21 protein-coding genes and 3 tRNA genes are annotated in these 15,692 nt (G+C 46.7%); 18 read left to right on the top strand and 6 right to left on the bottom strand.

Going from position 1 to position 15,692, the window contains the following annotated elements; genetic code table 11:
* Positions 1-180: 180 nt before the first annotated feature.
* The 3 genes from HA494_03480 to HA494_03470 are packed head-to-tail and all read right to left on the bottom strand — an operon-like array spanning position 181 to position 944.
* Positions 181-351, bottom strand: coding sequence for a hypothetical protein (locus HA494_03480; GenBank protein NHV96832.1), 171 nt, complete (start codon positions 349-351; stop codon positions 181-183).
* A gap of 40 nt (positions 352-391) precedes the next feature.
* Complete coding sequence (locus HA494_03475; protein ID NHV96831.1) at positions 392-814, bottom strand: hypothetical protein; 423 nt, start codon at positions 812-814, stop codon at positions 392-394.
* Entirely contained in the window at positions 804-944 is a 141-nt protein-coding gene (locus tag HA494_03470) for a hypothetical protein (protein NHV96830.1), read from the bottom strand. The genes HA494_03475 and HA494_03470 overlap by 11 nt, the downstream gene beginning before the upstream one ends.
* Positions 945-1,140: 196 nt before the next feature.
* Here HA494_03470 and HA494_03465 point away from each other — a divergent pair, with 196 nt between their 5' ends.
* The 9 genes from HA494_03465 to HA494_03425 all read left to right on the top strand — a co-directional run bounded on the left by HA494_03465 (position 1,141) and on the right by HA494_03425 (position 7,461).
* Positions 1,141-1,431: an RNA-binding protein gene (locus HA494_03465; protein NHV96829.1), complete on the top strand. Its 291-nt coding sequence runs from the start codon at positions 1,141-1,143 to the stop codon at positions 1,429-1,431.
* A 29-nt stretch (positions 1,432-1,460) separates the two neighbouring features.
* Positions 1,461-1,907 (top strand): gamma-glutamylcyclotransferase, encoded by a 447-nt coding sequence (locus HA494_03460; protein ID NHV96828.1) that lies wholly within the window; start codon positions 1,461-1,463, stop codon positions 1,905-1,907.
* Positions 1,908-1,977: 70 nt separating this feature from the next.
* The gene (locus HA494_03455) at positions 1,978-3,093 is read left to right on the top strand and encodes a mechanosensitive ion channel family protein (protein ID NHV96827.1); all 1,116 of its coding nucleotides are present in this window, start codon (positions 1,978-1,980) and stop codon (positions 3,091-3,093) included.
* Between the two features lie 45 nt (positions 3,094-3,138).
* Complete coding sequence (locus HA494_03450) at positions 3,139-3,498, top strand: hypothetical protein (protein NHV96826.1); 360 nt, start codon at positions 3,139-3,141, stop codon at positions 3,496-3,498.
* A 50-nt stretch (positions 3,499-3,548) separates the two neighbouring features.
* Positions 3,549-3,620: transfer RNA gene (locus tag HA494_03445), tRNA-Cys, on the top strand.
* A gap of 280 nt (positions 3,621-3,900) precedes the next feature.
* Positions 3,901-4,284 (top strand): adenosylmethionine decarboxylase, encoded by a 384-nt coding sequence (speD, locus tag HA494_03440; protein NHV96825.1) that lies wholly within the window; start codon positions 3,901-3,903, stop codon positions 4,282-4,284.
* Positions 4,235-5,296, top strand: coding sequence for a bis-aminopropyl spermidine synthase family protein (locus HA494_03435; protein NHV96824.1), 1,062 nt, complete (start codon positions 4,235-4,237; stop codon positions 5,294-5,296). The genes speD and HA494_03435 overlap by 50 nt, the downstream gene beginning before the upstream one ends.
* 59 nt (positions 5,297-5,355) lie before the next feature.
* Positions 5,356-6,138 (top strand): slipin family protein, encoded by a 783-nt coding sequence (locus tag HA494_03430; protein ID NHV96823.1) that lies wholly within the window; start codon positions 5,356-5,358, stop codon positions 6,136-6,138.
* A gap of 18 nt (positions 6,139-6,156) precedes the next feature.
* Positions 6,157-7,461: a nodulation protein NfeD gene (locus tag HA494_03425; GenBank protein NHV96822.1), complete on the top strand. Its 1,305-nt coding sequence runs from the start codon at positions 6,157-6,159 to the stop codon at positions 7,459-7,461.
* Between the two features lie 19 nt (positions 7,462-7,480).
* On the opposite strand, the gene HA494_03420 is transcribed toward HA494_03425, so the two are convergent.
* Positions 7,481-7,641, bottom strand: a tRNA-Leu gene (locus HA494_03420).
* 101 nt (positions 7,642-7,742) lie between these two features.
* Between HA494_03420 and HA494_03415 the strand changes: the two genes are divergently transcribed.
* From HA494_03415 to HA494_03400, 4 genes are read left to right on the top strand one after another with little or no spacing between them, the layout of a single operon-like run.
* Positions 7,743-8,378 (top strand): energy-coupling factor ABC transporter permease, encoded by a 636-nt coding sequence (locus tag HA494_03415; protein NHV96821.1) that lies wholly within the window; start codon positions 7,743-7,745, stop codon positions 8,376-8,378.
* Positions 8,375-8,641 (top strand): metal transporter, encoded by a 267-nt coding sequence (locus HA494_03410; GenBank protein NHV96820.1) that lies wholly within the window; start codon positions 8,375-8,377, stop codon positions 8,639-8,641. The genes HA494_03415 and HA494_03410 overlap by 4 nt, the downstream gene beginning before the upstream one ends.
* Before the next feature lie 4 nt (positions 8,642-8,645).
* On the top strand, positions 8,646-9,440 hold the full coding sequence (locus HA494_03405; GenBank protein NHV96819.1) for a hypothetical protein: 795 nt from the start codon (positions 8,646-8,648) through the stop codon (positions 9,438-9,440).
* A complete protein-coding gene (locus HA494_03400) occupies positions 9,437-10,300 on the top strand; it encodes an ABC transporter ATP-binding protein (protein NHV96818.1) in 864 nt (287 codons plus the stop codon). Before HA494_03405 ends, HA494_03400 begins: the two co-directional genes overlap by 4 nt.
* A gap of 168 nt (positions 10,301-10,468) precedes the next feature.
* Here HA494_03400 and HA494_03395 read toward each other — a convergent pair whose 3' ends face one another.
* Positions 10,469-11,596 (bottom strand): MFS transporter, encoded by a 1,128-nt coding sequence (locus HA494_03395; GenBank protein NHV96817.1) that lies wholly within the window; start codon positions 11,594-11,596, stop codon positions 10,469-10,471.
* Positions 11,597-11,706: 110 nt separating this feature from the next.
* On the bottom strand, positions 11,707-12,090 hold the full coding sequence (locus tag HA494_03390; protein NHV96816.1) for a CopG family ribbon-helix-helix protein: 384 nt from the start codon (positions 12,088-12,090) through the stop codon (positions 11,707-11,709).
* A 90-nt stretch (positions 12,091-12,180) separates the two neighbouring features.
* Here HA494_03390 and HA494_03385 point away from each other — a divergent pair, with 90 nt between their 5' ends.
* The 5 genes from HA494_03385 (at position 12,181) to HA494_03365 (ending at position 15,608) form a co-directional block, all read left to right on the top strand.
* Positions 12,181-13,059, top strand: coding sequence for a zinc ABC transporter solute-binding protein (locus HA494_03385; protein ID NHV96815.1), 879 nt, complete (start codon positions 12,181-12,183; stop codon positions 13,057-13,059).
* Position 13,060: 1 nt separating this feature from the next.
* Positions 13,061-13,813, top strand: a complete 753-nt coding sequence (locus HA494_03380) for an ABC transporter ATP-binding protein (GenBank protein ID NHV96814.1) — start codon at positions 13,061-13,063, stop codon at positions 13,811-13,813.
* A 6-nt stretch (positions 13,814-13,819) separates the two neighbouring features.
* Positions 13,820-14,629 carry a metal ABC transporter permease gene (locus tag HA494_03375; GenBank protein ID NHV96813.1) on the top strand — a complete coding sequence of 270 codons (810 nt, stop codon included), beginning with the start codon at positions 13,820-13,822 and terminating at the stop codon, positions 14,627-14,629.
* Positions 14,630-14,732: 103 nt separating this feature from the next.
* Positions 14,733-14,842: transfer RNA gene (locus HA494_03370), tRNA-Arg, on the top strand.
* A gap of 148 nt (positions 14,843-14,990) precedes the next feature.
* Positions 14,991-15,608, top strand: coding sequence for a hypothetical protein (locus tag HA494_03365; GenBank protein ID NHV96812.1), 618 nt, complete (start codon positions 14,991-14,993; stop codon positions 15,606-15,608).
* Positions 15,609-15,692 lie beyond the last annotated feature (84 nt).

The following is a 15,692-nucleotide window of genomic DNA, read 5'->3' as shown; positions in this document are numbered from 1 at the left end:
TTTATTGATGCGCAGGGGATAATAGAGGGTGTGTGGCTTCGCGTTATTGAAACGATGTTTTTCCAAAAGGGGTTGGGTTTGACAAGCTCTTGAATCTACGAATAGTTCCTTTTTCCAACCACTTCCCTTAGCGAACCGTTCTTAAGATGCGAGCAGCCTCGCATCCAGCAAAGAAGCTCGTTACCTCCAAACGATGTTCCCGACTATGTAGGCTGTGATTATGCCGACTACGAAGACGCCGATCAGCATCAGCGGAAATATCAGTCTGACGAACCAGAGGGTCTCGCTTAACCACTCCTTAATCGATACGCTGTCGAAGGCTCGCCAAGCATATAGAGAAGTTACTGCCATAGGTATTAGAAACAACACTACCTTATCGGGAAAATAAGGCCTACCAACACCTACATAATTCGGTAGTGGATAAGGCGGTGACTATTCTCGCCAGTGCCATATCCAAGCCAAGTATGGCTCCGGTGTAAACCAGGGCTAGCAGGCTTGATGCAGGAGCTGTCCACAAGATTATGAACGCCGGGCCTATACTACTGCCCCTGCGATAGAGCCCAGCCGCGATCGGTATTACTGTGCAGGAGCAGACCGCCAGCCCCATGCTGCTCACAGCCGCCAAGGGAAACGATATCGACTTCTTGCCCGCCGAGCCTAGATACTTGAGTATGGCTTCACGGGATAGGAAGACTGTTATAGCCCCAGCTAACAAGAAGGCTGGGATGAGGCAGGTTAAGACGTGATAGGCTACGTAGTCTTCGAGTGCGTATAACCCTCCTAATATCGCATTTACTATCACGTCATAATCCAATCCTAGCCCCCTCAACTCTCCTATTCAGTGTCCCAAAGTTTTTGGAGCAGCTGCTTGAGCTTTCTTCGTAGTTAGGGTTAGCTCGCAGAAATATCTTGACTCCGTGCTCCGTCGGAAAGTGCTTACTCATACTCCATGTTGTTATTCTCCTTAATTCATATTTAAATATGTCGATATATCGCTTTCAAACAAAACAACTTTGGACGCAATGCGAATAAGGAGTTTAATCGAACGATAAGGATATTAAGATGAGCGGAGAATAAAATCAAAGGTTCTAACTACTCTGGATGGTTTGAACTCTAGAGGGTTCAGGAGGTGATGGATAGATGAGTGGAGAGAAGCCCGCATCAAACAACATCATATTCATAGGCCAGAAGCCGCTCATGATCTATGTCGCCTCAGCCTTCAGCAGCCTACTGCGTCGAGGTGAGGTAGTGGTGAAGGCGCGTGGAAAGTATGTGTCGAAGGCGGTTGATGTGGCGGTTTTTGTGACGAAAAGGTTCGGCTTCAACAACTACGAGGTCAAGAGCATCAAGACGGATACGGAGCAGGTTGGCTCAGGTGAGCAGACCAGATACGTTTCAGCAATCGAAATCAAGCTCAGCAAGAAGAGCTGACAGCTGTTCAGAAGACGTGTTTTAAGGCGATGAAATACTTCGCATACGGCTCAAACATGGATTGTGATAGGCTAAGGGAGAGAGGGGTTAGGTTCTCTAGAAGGGAGAAGGCTGTGCTGGAAGGGTATAGGCTGGTGTTCAACAAACGCTCCACAAGAAACCCTGGAGAAGGTTATGCGAACATCGTAAAAGACGAAGGCGGTGTGGTCGAGGGCATCCTCTACGAGATCGCAGACAAAGATATAGAGAGGTTAGATAGGTTTGAAGGCTACCCACACCACTACGATAGACGGAAAGTGGAGGTAAGGTTACAGAGCGGCGAGGTGGTAGATGCAGTTGCGTATATCGCTAATCGAAAGATGACTGCCGAAGGGTTAAAGCCGAGCAGAGGATACCTTAACCACCTCTTAAAAGGATGCGACCTTCTATCAAAAGAGTACTGCGAAAAGCTACGTAATACCCCAACACTAGATTAAGCAGACCATATTGCAGAGATAGATTAAATATTACACAGCTGAGGTCTAGAGGGAGGGATGGTAGAAGGTTATGACAACTCCTAATGACCTGCTGTTCGTAGCTGAGGTTGTAGCGGCGGTAATCGTCTCAGCAATCCCACTTGCCATCGTATACTACGTTTACAAACATATTGCCAATCTAGCTGCGCGAACTAAATCTAAGCTCGATGATTATTTGGTTGTGGTCTCAAAGTGGCCCCTCTTTATTACGATCTTTTTGCTGAGTGTTTCTACGCTTCTTAACTATTTTTCTGATAAGATGCGTCTGCCACTACCCGAATACCTCTCTACTGGTGCGGATTACCTTATGCAGGCTGCGATCGTCCTCTCCATAACATCTGTGCTAGTCGTCATCATACAGTCCGCGATCACCAGATTCGGTCGAAGGGTTGCTGCTGGTGAAGCGGATAAGGAAACCGCTCTCGTAGGTCTGCAGAAGATCATAACCTACATAATATGGATCTTGGCGATACTAATAGCCCTTTCGATCATCTTCCCACCAAGCCTACCAGCCCTCCTCAGCCTCGTCTCAGGCATGGGGTTCGCAGCAATAGTAGTTGGTTTAGCTGCGCAGAAGGTCGTTGGAAACTGGCTCTCTGGACTATTAATCTACTTTGTGAGACCATTTAGGCTTGGAGACGCCCTACTATTCAGAGGAGATTATGGTGTGGTTGAAGAGATAAAGATCACCCACACCATAATAAGGACTTGGGATAACAGGAGGCTTGTCGTACCTAACTCGGTCTTTGACAGCGAAGTCGTCGTCAACTACCACCTCAAGGACCCGAGAATGATAGGCTCGGTCTTCGTTGACATATCCTATGAATCTAACTACGAGTTGGCGAAGAACCTTATGATCAAGATAGCCTCGGAGCACCCTAATGTTTTACCAGATATGCCGCCTCGAGTACACCTACTCGAATTCGGCGAAAACGGTTTAAAGCTTAGGCTCATATTTATGTGCAAAGATCAACCCACCGCCTTCGTAACCGCTGCTGAGCTCAGAGAGCGTATCAAGAAAGCGTTCGATGAAAACGGGATAGAGATTCCCTATCCTAGAAGATACATCATATCGGAGCGTTCAAGAACAAAACCCATTGCCACCCAAGAAGAAGAGGAAAAGAGCCTTGACCCGACTTTCTCTTAATTCGCACCATTAAACTTATCACCACCTTTAACGTTTACTATGCTGTTGAGTGAAGATATAGTCGATAAGATGCTGAACTGCCATAGGAAAGTTAGGTGCGTAATGCTCATAGGAGAGGGTGGTGAAGTGATAAAGTTTGCCTGCAAACCTGATATAGATATGATCCTTACGAAAGAGGAGCTTCAAAGATACGCGAAGCAGATCGCGGCAAGGAAGAGAGAGCGGGAGAGCTGGAATGAAAAGATGGGTGAAGTCGAATGCGTACTCACCATAAGAAAAAAGCTCTGCATACTCGTCTTCTACTGGCTGAACAAGATCATCCTACTGAGCATAGAAAGACTAGCACCACTAGCAGCAGTTGAAAAGGCGATAGAAGTCTACACCCAACACACAAAAGTAGGTTGAGAAGTAGAAACTAAGCCTTTATAACCCCTTTTCTAAATATTAGATGATTGGGAGGGGTGGCGGAGCGGCTACGCGTCCGCCTGCAGAGCGGATACACGTGGGTTCAAATCCCACCCCCTCCTCTCCGCAAACCCTCTAAATACTCTCTGTAGCGCCTCACTTTTGTTCAACAGCTAAACCATGCTTGTCCCTCATATGCTGCTTAAGCCTAAGCTCCGCTCGATACTCGCTCCAATCATAGAACTCCTTCCCACATTCGCTACACTTCTCGTAAGCCAACCCATCCACCACCTCACATCACAACACTACAATTTTCCCAACAAGGAGGTGGAAAAATAGGAAAATATAAATATGGATGAAGCCATACTCTATACCGTTCGACGATAATGTGGGTGTTCAGAAATGGGCATTCACATTATCGCCGAATTTTGGGGTGTGGATTCTGGGAAGATCTCCCGGGTTGAACACCTTCGGGCGGTCTTGGATAGGGTAGTTGCTAAATCCGGTTTACACGTAGTCTCCTCTTGCTTCCACCAGTTTGAGCCTTTCGGCGTATCAGCCGTCTATCTTCTACGGGAATCGCACATCAGCGTGCACACTTGGCCCGAATACTCATATATTGCTCTAGATATATTTACTTGCGGCGCTGATGAGCCAGCTCTAACAGCCTACCAACTGCTCTTAGAGGAGTTTAAACCAACCTCTGTAGAGGAGAGGTTCATCAGGAGGGTGGACTTTGGAGAGATTAGAAGCCAAAATCTTGCGAGAGTTAGCGTACTCAAATAAGACGGTGTGGGAGCTACTTGAGAGATCCGACCGCACCTTAAGAGAGTCGATAGGCGCCCTAAGGCATCTCTATAAGGAGGGGCTTATCGGCGAAGAGAAAGGTGTATTCTATTTAACGGGGAAGGGCAAACAGAGCGTCAACCCAAAGGAGCTGCAATATAAGACTAGAATGTGTGAAGTATGTGGTGGCAAGCGGATAGTAGGTGAAGCGGGCTTCAAAGACCTTGCGGAGAAGTTTAAGGAGATCGTTAAGGAGCGCCCACAGCCAACACTCGAATACTTCCAAGGCTATATGGTAGGAGAAGATGTGTTAGCGAGGGTTGCCCTCATGCACCATTACGGAGATCTATGCGGTAAGAACATAGTCCTAATAGGAGATGATGACCTCCTAAGTGTGGCTCTTGCTTTAACACAGCTACCTTCAAGGATAACGGTTCTAGACATAGATAGGAGGATTGGAGAGTTCATAAGTAGGGTTAACAGCATATACGGCTTCAACATAGAGTATATTGAATACGATGTAGCCAACCCTCTACCTAAGACGCTCGCAGGTAGGTTCGATGTCTTCTCATCAGAGCCTCTTGAAACACTCTCGGGGCTTAAAGCCTTTCTCATACGGGGCATAACCTGCCTGAAAGAGGGTAGTGTAGGTTATTTCGGTCTAACTTTACACGAAGCCTCTTTAAGAAAATGGCTCGAAACACAAAGGCTCCTCTCAAAGATGAACTGCGTGATAACAGACATTATCCAAGGCTTCTCATCCTATCCTATGGATTACAACACAGTAAATTATGAGAAGTTCGCATACAACCTAGGCTTCAGAACAGAGAATAATCCTGGTGTGAACTGGTATAAATCCGCTCTAATAAGATTCGAGGTTCTTAGCGCACCTAAGCTTGCTTATAACAAAAGGATGAAGGTTAAAATTGTAGATACGAAGGAGGACTTAACCCACCCAACACTGTATCCGAAGTTGCTGCGGCAGTTAAACATCAAGGATGAAAGCGGCTGAGCAGAGGATCTAGCAACTTTTATCTACTACGCAATCCGAATACGATCGTGGGTTGTTAGATGGCTGAAGTCGAAATATTCCTCGGAATAATTGCGCTAATAATCATCCTCTCTTTCCTCAGGGCTTCAATAAGAATCGTTAAGGAGTATGAGAGGGCAGTGATGTTCAGATTGGGTAGGCTGATAGGAGCTAAAGGGCCTGGGCTATTCTTCAGAATCCCGATAGTAGATGTGTTAAGGGTGGTGGATCTTAGGGTAATAACCTTTGACGTTCCTAAGCAGAGGGTGATAACCAGAGATAACGTGAGTGTAGATGTGGATGCCGTAGTCTACTACCGCGTATTTGATCCACAGAAGGCAGTAGTCTCAGTAGAGAATTACATATTAGCGACAAACCTTTTGGCGCAAACTACACTAAGAGATGTGCTTGGGCAAGTTGAATTAGACGAGCTACTCTCAAAGAGGGAGGAGCTCAGCAAAAAGTTGACAGAGATACTTGATGCAGCAACAGACAACTGGGGGATAAAGGTGCAGGCTGTAGCCATAAAGGATGTCACACTACCTGAGGTTATGCAGAGAGCTATCGCTAAGCAAGCAGAAGCTGAGCGTGAACGGAGGTCAAGGATCATAGTAGCGGATGGTGAATACCAAGCGGCGAGCAAGATGGCTGAAGCAGCTGCTATGTATGAGAAGACGCCTACCGCCCTTAGGCTGCGAGAGCTTCAGACATTAGCCGAGATCGCTCGAGAAAAGAACCTAATCGTCGTTACAACAACAGGCGCATCCGCAGACCTAGCAACATTAATAGGTCTACTCAAGGGAGAGAAGGCAAAGAGTGAATAGAGGGGAAATCTAAAGGCGTTGAAAAAGATCCTTCTCCTAATCTTGATTCTTTTCTACCTCCCCCTACTACTCTACCCAGCCGAATCATATGCTGAAAATATGATCGCTGTAAAGCTAGAGGGTACTATAACGAGTATGTCGAGCGAGGTTGTAGGGGAGGCTCTTAAGGAAGCCGAATCCTTAAACACACCACTCTTACTACTAATCGACACACCCGGTGGAAACCTGGATGCGACGATGAAGATAATCGAGCTCGTAGAAAGAGCGACTGTGCCTGTAATCGGTTACGTTTACCCTCAAGGCGCTAAGGCTTGGTCAGCAGGCACATACATACTGCTCTCAACACATATAGCAGCCATGGCTCCGCACACCATAATCGGCTCAGCCCAACCAGTAGCGTATAACCCGTTGGGTGGCACACAGCCGGTAAATGACACAAAGACGATCAACGCCCTAACCACTTTCTTAGTAGAAAGAGCTAGGATGCACGGGAGAAACGAAACCGCTGCTGCGCGTTTTATAAAAGAAAATCTAAACCTGTCAGCAGAAGAGGCGAAGAAAATGGGCATCATCGAATTCGTAGCAGAATCCATAGAAGATCTGCTTAAGATGGTAGATGGGGTTGAGGTGCAGACGTTCACAGGACCCTATCGCATCAAGACCACTGGAGTTACAGTTGTATTCTGGGAAACGTCTTTAAGGCTACAGATCCTGAAGGTGCTCTCAGACCCTCTGATCTCATATATACTCTTCATCTTCGGGCTTTATGCTCTAATCTTCGGTGTAGCGTCACCAGGCTACGGCAGCGAAGTTGTAGGTGGAATCTGCCTCATCCTTGGACTTATAGGGCTTGGGTTGACAGGGATATTTATTGGGGGGTTAATCTTAATAGCACTGGGCGCTATTCTACTGCTCGCTGAGTTGCTAACACCAGGGTTTGGGCTGATGGGTGGAGCTGGGTTTGCTTGCATCATAATAGGTGGGCTGCTATTATTCCCCTCTCTACCTACTGGTCCTTGGTTGATTTCTTCCGATCTTTTGAACAGCCTTCTCTTAACCACCTTAATAATACCGCTAACAATAGGTGTCTTCTTTATCTTCGCAGCCTATAAGGTCATACAAGCCAGAAGAAGACCACCAGCACTAAAAGGAATAGTGGGAGAACTATGCATCGCAGTAGAAGACATACCAAGGGGGCGCGTCGGGCTTGTGAGATATGGAGCAGAATATTGGCAAGCCACATCAGACCAAGACATAGCGAAAGGGCAGAAGGTTAGGGTAATCCAAAAAGACGGACCTATACTCAAGGTTAAACCCGAATAACTCGTTTCAACATCAGATTTGGTGCGGGGGGTGGGATTTGAACCCACGAACCCATCTGCGGCCATGGGACAATGTTACTATGTCCTATGAACCTCTGCGGGACGGGATTTCAAATCCAGCCCTAACCACTTATTTAGGATCTTAAGTCCCGCGCCTTTGGCCAGGCTCGGCAACCCCCGCGCACCATACTCACCTACTTGCGTTTGGTTTAAATCCTTACCGCGCTTTAGTATTACTAGAAGGTAAAGTTTTAATACCAATGTTGCGAAGAGATATGTGCTATGCACATTCCAGATGGCTTCCTCGACCTACCGCTTTCAGCACTAACCTACGCCCTAGCAGCAGCATCCATAGGCTTAGCAGTCTACTTGTTAGAGAAGAAAGGTGTCAACGAATCCAGAATCCCTTTGCTGGGTGTGTTAGCGGCAGCCATCTTCGCAGCACAGATGCTCAACTGGCCCATACCAGGAGGCACATCAGCCCACTTCGTAGGCTCAGGGGTCGCAGCCATCCTCTTAGGTCCACTACAAGCTATACTCGTAATGACCTCCATCCTAGCTGTCCAGACCCTCGTTTTTGGGGATGGTGGGCTCACAGCACTCGGCGCCAACATACTCAACATGGGTGTAGTTGGGGTTATAGCAGCCTACCTAATTTATACCCTGTTAGCACGCAGAAGCAGAGTAGCCGCAGCATTTCTAGCTGGTTGGTTCGGCGCGGTTTCAGCAGCTTTAGCCTGCGGCTTAGAGATAGGTTCGTCTTCGATCTTCGCCTACAATCTCTGGGTTACGGTTCCGGTTATGTTCATTTGGCACGCACTTTTAGGCATAGTGGAGGGATTCGTAACCTCAGCCACCGTAGCCTTCCTCCTAAAGAGTAGACCCGAGCTCTTGGTTGGCGAGGTGAAGATTGGTTGAAGAGGGCATTCTTCATCGTTGCTGCTTTGATAATTCTTACGCCGCTATTCGCTTATGCTGCTGAGCTGGTTGGATACTCAGAGCCGCTTGAAAATATCGCGTCAAATCTGGGTGTGGAGGAAACCCCCTTCTACAAGGGTATCCTACCAGACTATACTATTGGAGGCTTAGACCCATATATCGGCACATTAATATCTGCAGTTATAGGCTCAGCCCTAGTCTTTCTGCTGGTCTACGGCGTTTCACATATCATGCGTAGGTGAGCGGTTGGTCAACCTCGTTAGAGTGGGCTTAGATGCTTTTAGAGATTTACTTGCGAATGAAGGTTACCAACACACTTTAGGCTTTATGCAGAAACTTGATCCGCGTATTAAGCTATTAGGGCTAGCAGCTTTGATTACGTTAACAATCTTTACGCATAGCGTCGTAGTTGAGGTTGCTGTTCTACTGACTTGCTACACCCTAACCTACATTTCTAAGATACCTCTCCGCAGACTGTTCTTTAGGAGCTTGGCCGTTACCTTACCGGCACTAGTAATAGCCTTGCCCAGAGCCATCCTCTCTTTAAGTCCGTTTTCAACTAATCCATTAAGTTTTCAACCGTTTTCAGATGACTTCGGTTATCTGCTATCCTTTATACTCCGCATAGCCGCAGCATCTACTACACTCATCCTTCTAATCTCGAGCACCGGCTTCTCCAAGATCCTAGCAAGCTTAAGGTGGTTCAAGGTGCCTAACGTGCTGCTATGGGTTATGGCTATGACACACCGCTATCTAATCCTCTTGGCGAGCGAGCTTTACCGACTAACGCTCGCAAGGGAAAGCAGAGTTCACAAAGATCTGAGCCTCCGCCGCGTCTGGAGAGAGGGTGGGAAGATACTGGGAGTCTTTCTAATAAAGAGTGTTGAAAGAGGCGAAAGAGTACAGATGGCAGCGCTATCAAGAAACGGCGAGGCAAACATGAAACTCTATTACCCCACGTTTAAAGTTGGTGCTGAGGAGTTGCTGTTCACACTACTTGTCGCAGCGCTCATCCTCTTCGGTTTGGTGATCAGCATTTGACGAACAAACTAGTAGTCAAGGCAGAGGACCTACACTATGTCTACCAAGACGGCACCGTTGGTGTGGAGTATGCAAACCTAACTATCTACGAAGGTGAATGTGCTGCAATAGTAGGGCCAAACGGCTCAGGAAAATCCACACTCCTACTGCTCATAGACGGGCTTCTCAAACCAACCAAAGGCAGAGTCTACGTCTTCGGCGAACTTATGGCTGAAAGAAACGCCAAGAAGCTTAGAAGGCGCATAGGGCTCTTGATGCAGAACCCCGATGATATGCTCTTTAGCAGCACTGTGCAAGAAGACTTGGAATTCGGCTTAGCTCAGCTTGATGTACCTAAAGATGAAGCTGCAACACTAGTCGATAAAGTAGCTAAGAGGCTTGGGCTCGAAAGGCTACTCAATAAGCCGCCATATAGGCTTAGCGAAGGTGAAAAGCAGCGTGCGGCATTAGCGTGCATACTAGTCACAGAACCAGACCTTTTGCTACTAGATGAACCGACTGCACAAGTCGACCTCAACTCTAAAAGAATAATTCTCCGCATCTTAAATGAGCTAAAAGCTGAGGGAAAGAGTGTTATCTTCACAACTCACGATCTGAATCTCGTACCCTACTTAGCCAGCAAGGTCATCCTTATGAATAGAAGCAAAAGAATCGCAGCAGAAGGAGGCGCAAGAACCATACTGAAGGATACTCAACTACTTCAGGCCTGCGAACTGGAACCACCAGATATAACAAGGCTCTTCTTATATCTAGGCTTCAGAGAACCGCCTCTAACGGTCGAGGAAGGTGTTGAAGCATTAACTAAGCTCTTCACCTATAATAAGTTAAAGAGCGGATCAGAAGGCTTTTACTCAATCTAGTAGTAAATCATCTACAAAATAGGCGCTGAATCGACGCCAAAGGATAAAGTTGCACACCAAAGAAGACCGCAACAGCCTCTATAGCAGTGTCTCAAAGCCTTCAGAATGTGGTAAAAATGTGTGGCAGATGGAAGTTGGTTACTTTTACTAGGAACCGGTGTTGCTAGGCTAGCATCTTGTACTCTGTGTTCTTATCTTTAATATGAGAAGTATGGCGATGATCGCCACAACCGAGCCCAGTAGGTATGCTGGTCTGTAGCTCCCAGTATAGTCTATTAAGACGCCGCAGACGTAGGGTGAAGTTAGGAGCCCGACGCCGCAGAGCAAGGTCCAGAACCCGGTTATTGAGCCCGCGACGTTCCAGCTATACATATCTTTTACCAGCGCTGCGTAGAGCGGCCATATAGTACTGTAGCCTACTCCTACAATTACGCTCCAGGCGGCGATTTCTAGGAAAGACTTTGAAAAGAAGGCTGAACCGACTAATCCAGCGGCTAACGCAAGATTTGATATTACTATTGAACGCTTCCTTCCGATCTTATCTGAGATTATCGAGATGGACAAGGCGCTAAAGATGCCTGTGAAACCTATTATGCTAAAGATCGAAGTGGCTTCGGCTAGGTTCAGCCCGAGCTCTAGGTTTGCATAAGCTTTTGAGAAGGTCATCGGAACCATTATGGCGAATCCTCCGAGCGCATAAGATATGCCCCCCAGCCAGAACTTTATGTCCCTTAGCACGCCTCCGCATTCTCTCATCTGCACAGATACGGTCTTATGTGAAGCCGGGTTAGCTTCTGGCTCCTTGGCTACGGCGGTTAGAGGGAGCAGCCAGATCAGCGCTAAACCGCCTAAAAAGGCCCAGATGCCCCGCCAACCTAAATGGGGCAACATTAAAGGTGTTACCAAACCTAATGTAGAAAACCCTGAATTAACCCCTATCTGGAGAATGCCTAGCGACCAACCGCGTTTAGTTGGGTAGGCTTTCTGAACCCAAACAACAAGTGGAACCCATCCCACAGAAGCGCCCACTCCGGCGACTGAGAAAAACAGTATACCCCAAAGCTGACTAGAAACCAAGCTCATAAGAGCTGTCCCGATACCAAATAAGGGTAGGAAAGCGAGCACGATTCTTTTAATGCCGATAGAATCGATCAGAAAACCGACGAATAGTGATGAGACGGTATATGTTGTCAAAAAAGTGGTATATATGAGAGCAGCTTGTGCGTTTGTAAGATTCAGATCACGCATCATCTCAGGTAACACCATACCGAACGTGTACCTAATACCGTAAGCCATAAATGCACCCGAGAAACAAGCCGCCAAAACTATGCCGCCGCTACTTAATCTCAACACTCAACCACTACCATTGCTACCAATTTAAGAGTTTGCTATACTCACCTCAAAGCTCAGATTGTGATCAGTTTAACGTAATCGATTTTGTCGCTTCTCTGGAAGATGCTCTTGAATTCAAGCATCCTACTCAATAGACCGTTTAGTATGAAGAGCTCTAGACACTTATCTACCTTAAACCTATTATGAACTTGGGTATGCACTATGTCGAGAAATCTATGCTTCGCCTCAGTAACAAGATCTTCAGCCTCATGACCGTGTATGAGCAGAAGAACCCCGACGGTCCTTTCATCAAGCTCCACTTTGCGTGGGTACTCTGAGGCTAGCAGCCTTATCGCAGCCCTCAGCGCTTCAGATCTTCCTGAAAAACCTACTTCACTCCGTATTCTGTCGAGCTCTGCTAACAAGTGATCGTTAATCGAAACGCTGATTACAGCCAACCCACAGATCATTATTAATACTCGTTTAAAAGCATATAGTCAGATTATTAAGAAAGGCTTATAAAGTTAATAAAACTAAGAAAACTAATGATGAACCGATGGACCGCATCCCTAATCCTAATTCTGCTCGTAGCCGTAGGAGCAAGTGTTTCGGCTCTATTAGCCCCAAATTCGGAGCCACAAAACACCGGATCTCAAAAGATTAGGGTTGGTGTAACAATAAACCCGTATGCCGAGTTTGTTAGAAGAGTGGGTGGAGATAGGGTGGACGTTGCGGTTCTGGTGCCGCCTAACGCCGACCCACACACCTTTGATCTAACACCATCCGCTATCAGGGCTGTGAGCGGTGCTAGAATCTACTTTAAAGTCGGTGCTGGTCTTGAGTTTGAAGTCAACTGGTTAGATAAGTTGGCTGAGCTAAACCCAAATATGCTTATAGTTGACACAAGCGCTGAAATAGAGTTGATAGGCTCTCAGGGACATTCTGACCCGCACGTCTGGCTCTCACCAAGAAACGCCATTAAAATAGTCGACTCAATATACCAGGGGCTTGTGCAGATAGACCCAGACGGTGCGAAGATCTATAAGGAGAATCGAGACACATACGTAAACGACCTGCAGAAACTCGATTATGAGGTTAAGGAGATCCTCTCAGACCTCAGAACAAGGGTCTTCGTGGTCTATCACTCAGCTTGGGCATACTTTGCCAGAGACTACAACTTAAAACAGATCGCTCTAGAAGAAGAGGGCAAAGAACCGACGGTCGAGGAGATGGTTAAAGTAGTCGAAGCGGCCAAAGCAGCAGGCGTAAAAGCGGTCTTCGCCCAACCACAGTTTGACCCACGGCAGCTAGAAGTTATAACAAAGGAACTGGGCGTAGAGATTATCTTGGTTGACACACATTCCTTCACAGACTATGTTACACACATAAAGGGCTTCGCCCTATCCCTAAAGGAGGCGCTGAGCTAGATTGCCTAACCTAGCGGTGGAGATTGAGGAAGTTTCAGTCTACTTCAACTCAAAATGCGTGCTCGAAGGTATCAACCTTAAGGTTCTTGAAAACGACTTCCTTGGCATAATCGGGCCTAATGGAGGCGGTAAGACAACCTTACTCAAAGTTATAGCTGGGTTACTGAAGCCGACCAAAGGCTTCGTAAAGGTCTATGGGAAGCCTCCTCATAAATCTGAGAAGTTGATCGGCTACGTACCTCAGCTGAACCAACCAGACCTATCCTTCCCAGCTACGGTCTGGGATGTAGTCCTAACAGGTAGACTCAACCGAAGTAACTTAATTAAACCATATAGTGAAGCGGACAAAAGAGCCGCTTTGGAAGCACTAAAGGCTGTGGAGCTAGAAGGGCTGAAGGATGAACCCATAGGTAAACTTTCAGGCGGGCAGAGGCAGAGGGTCTTCATAGCAAGAGCCCTAGCAACAGAGCCGAAGCTCCTCTTACTAGATGAACCGACGCTAAGCGTTGACAGGAGGCTTGACACGAAATTCTGGGAATATCTTAACGAGCTTAAAAGCAGGATGACGATAATAGTCGTTACACACGACATATCCGCCCTTTCAAAATATGTGGATAAGATCGCTTGCTTAAACAAAAAACTCTACTACAACGAGTCGAAGCAGATAACACGGGAGATGTGGATGGAAGCCTACCAATGTCCAGTAGACATCATAGCACACGGTCTGCCACACAGAGTAGTTGAAGAACACTGATCTGATTTGCTTGAGGTCCTACAATACGAGTTCATCAGAAACGCTGTCTTCACAGCTCTCATAGCAAGCGTAGCATGCGGCATAATCGGCGTATATGTTGTCGTCAATAGAATCGTCTTTTTAAGCGACGGGATCTCGCACGCAGCATTTGGAGGAATAGGTTTAGGATACTTTCTAGGCTTAAACCCGATATACGCTGCGATCACTTTCGCAGTAGCGGTAGCGGTAGGGGTTGGTGCTACGTCAAAGAAACTTGGGGCGCGAGAAGACACCGTGATAGGTGTAATCTGGGCGTTAGGTATGGCGGTTGGTATAATCTTCGTAAAACTTACACCAGGTTATGTGCCAGACCTGTTCTCCTACCTATTCGGTAACATCCTCACGGTGCCCAGATCCGACTTAATCGTGATGCTGGTTTTAGACCTTATCCTCGTCTTAACGGTCGCACTACTTTTCAAGGAGCTTCTTGCCATTTCATTCGACAGAGAATTCGCTCAAACGCTCAGACTACCGGTTAATCTGATCTATTACATCTTATTGACACTCGTAGCTCTCACTGTGGTTATGCTGATTAGAGTTGTTGGTGTAATACTAGTTATGGCGCTGCTTACAATACCGGCTGCTGTAAGCGAAATCTTCACGAAAAGGCTCGTACATATGATGTTTGGGGCAGCAGCCTTAAGTCTACTCTTCACACTACTCGGCCTCTGGTTATCATATCTAACAAATCTACCTTCAGGCGCAACCATAGTCCTTCTAGCATCAGCGGTCTACTTCTCAACCCTACTATACAACAGATGTGCGAAGCGAAAGTAGCTGAGCCGAGCAGCCTCTATCTCACACAAACCAAACACATCAGCAAACCAGCCGCCCTAAGAACGGAAAAAGATTAAAGGCACGCATCTATCTGCTAAATATCGGGCTCGTGGCGCAGATCACTGTCTAGGTGAGTGAAGTATGGATAGCGCGGCAGCCTCCTAACCGAGAGAAGAGAGCTGTAGGTCGTGGGTTCAAATCCCACCGAGCCCGCTAGCATCTTTATCTTGATGAGAAACGAAGTTCCTAACCGCCTTTCTGCGCAACGTGGACCAATAAAATTTCCATTCTCCAAGTTTATATGCTGAGCTATCTTCAACACTATGTGTATGAAGAGGATCGTAGCTATAGCTAAGGGGGGGTGGACAAACTTACACGATTTATAGAAAGCATTAAGATACAAAGATACCCAATCTTAGTCGAGCAACTCGATGTGAGCTGGCAGGACGCAACCGGAGAATTCAGTTACTTCGAAATAAGACGTGGCGAATGGCAAGAGGAACTCTTTGAGAGACTTTATACGACCGAAAGATTACTTCATAAGACAGTGGAATTTGGTGAAAGAAGCGTTGAGTTAGGTGAGAAGAACTTAAAGCTGGGAGAAAGAACTGTGAAGCTGAGTGAGAAAAATGTTGTTCTCGGAGAAAAGAGTGTTGCTCTAGCTGGAAGAAGCGTTGAACTTGATGAAAAGACTATGAGTACGATTAAGGCGGAGTCAGAAAAGACCAGAGATGCTATTAGAATAGAGTCTGGAAGGACCAGGGAAGTTATTAAGCTGGAGTTAGAAAAGAGTAGGGAAGTGATTAGGTTGGAGTCTGAGAAGACTAGACGGGTTGTTACTGACGAGTCTGGGAAGACCAGAAAGGAATTGAGGTCATTAAGAAGAGATCTTAGGCTGTATTTAGATGAAAGTTTGCGTGAGATTCGCGCTAAGATCAGTGAGATAGAAGGCGCGTTAAAGAAAGCCGGCATAATGTAGCCCGCAATGGTTCGATGTTAGTGGACAATGTGGTATACAACAAGAATTTTTGCCCGAAATCTTGATAGGCTCATTTGCCAGCAG

Source organism: Nitrososphaerota archaeon (genome assembly GCA_011605775.1).
Lineage (GTDB): Archaea > Thermoproteota > Nitrososphaeria > Nitrososphaerales > JAAOZN01 > JAAOZN01.
Note: the sequence above shows the minus strand (reverse complement) of the source record. Positions and strands in the feature narration are given on the sequence as shown.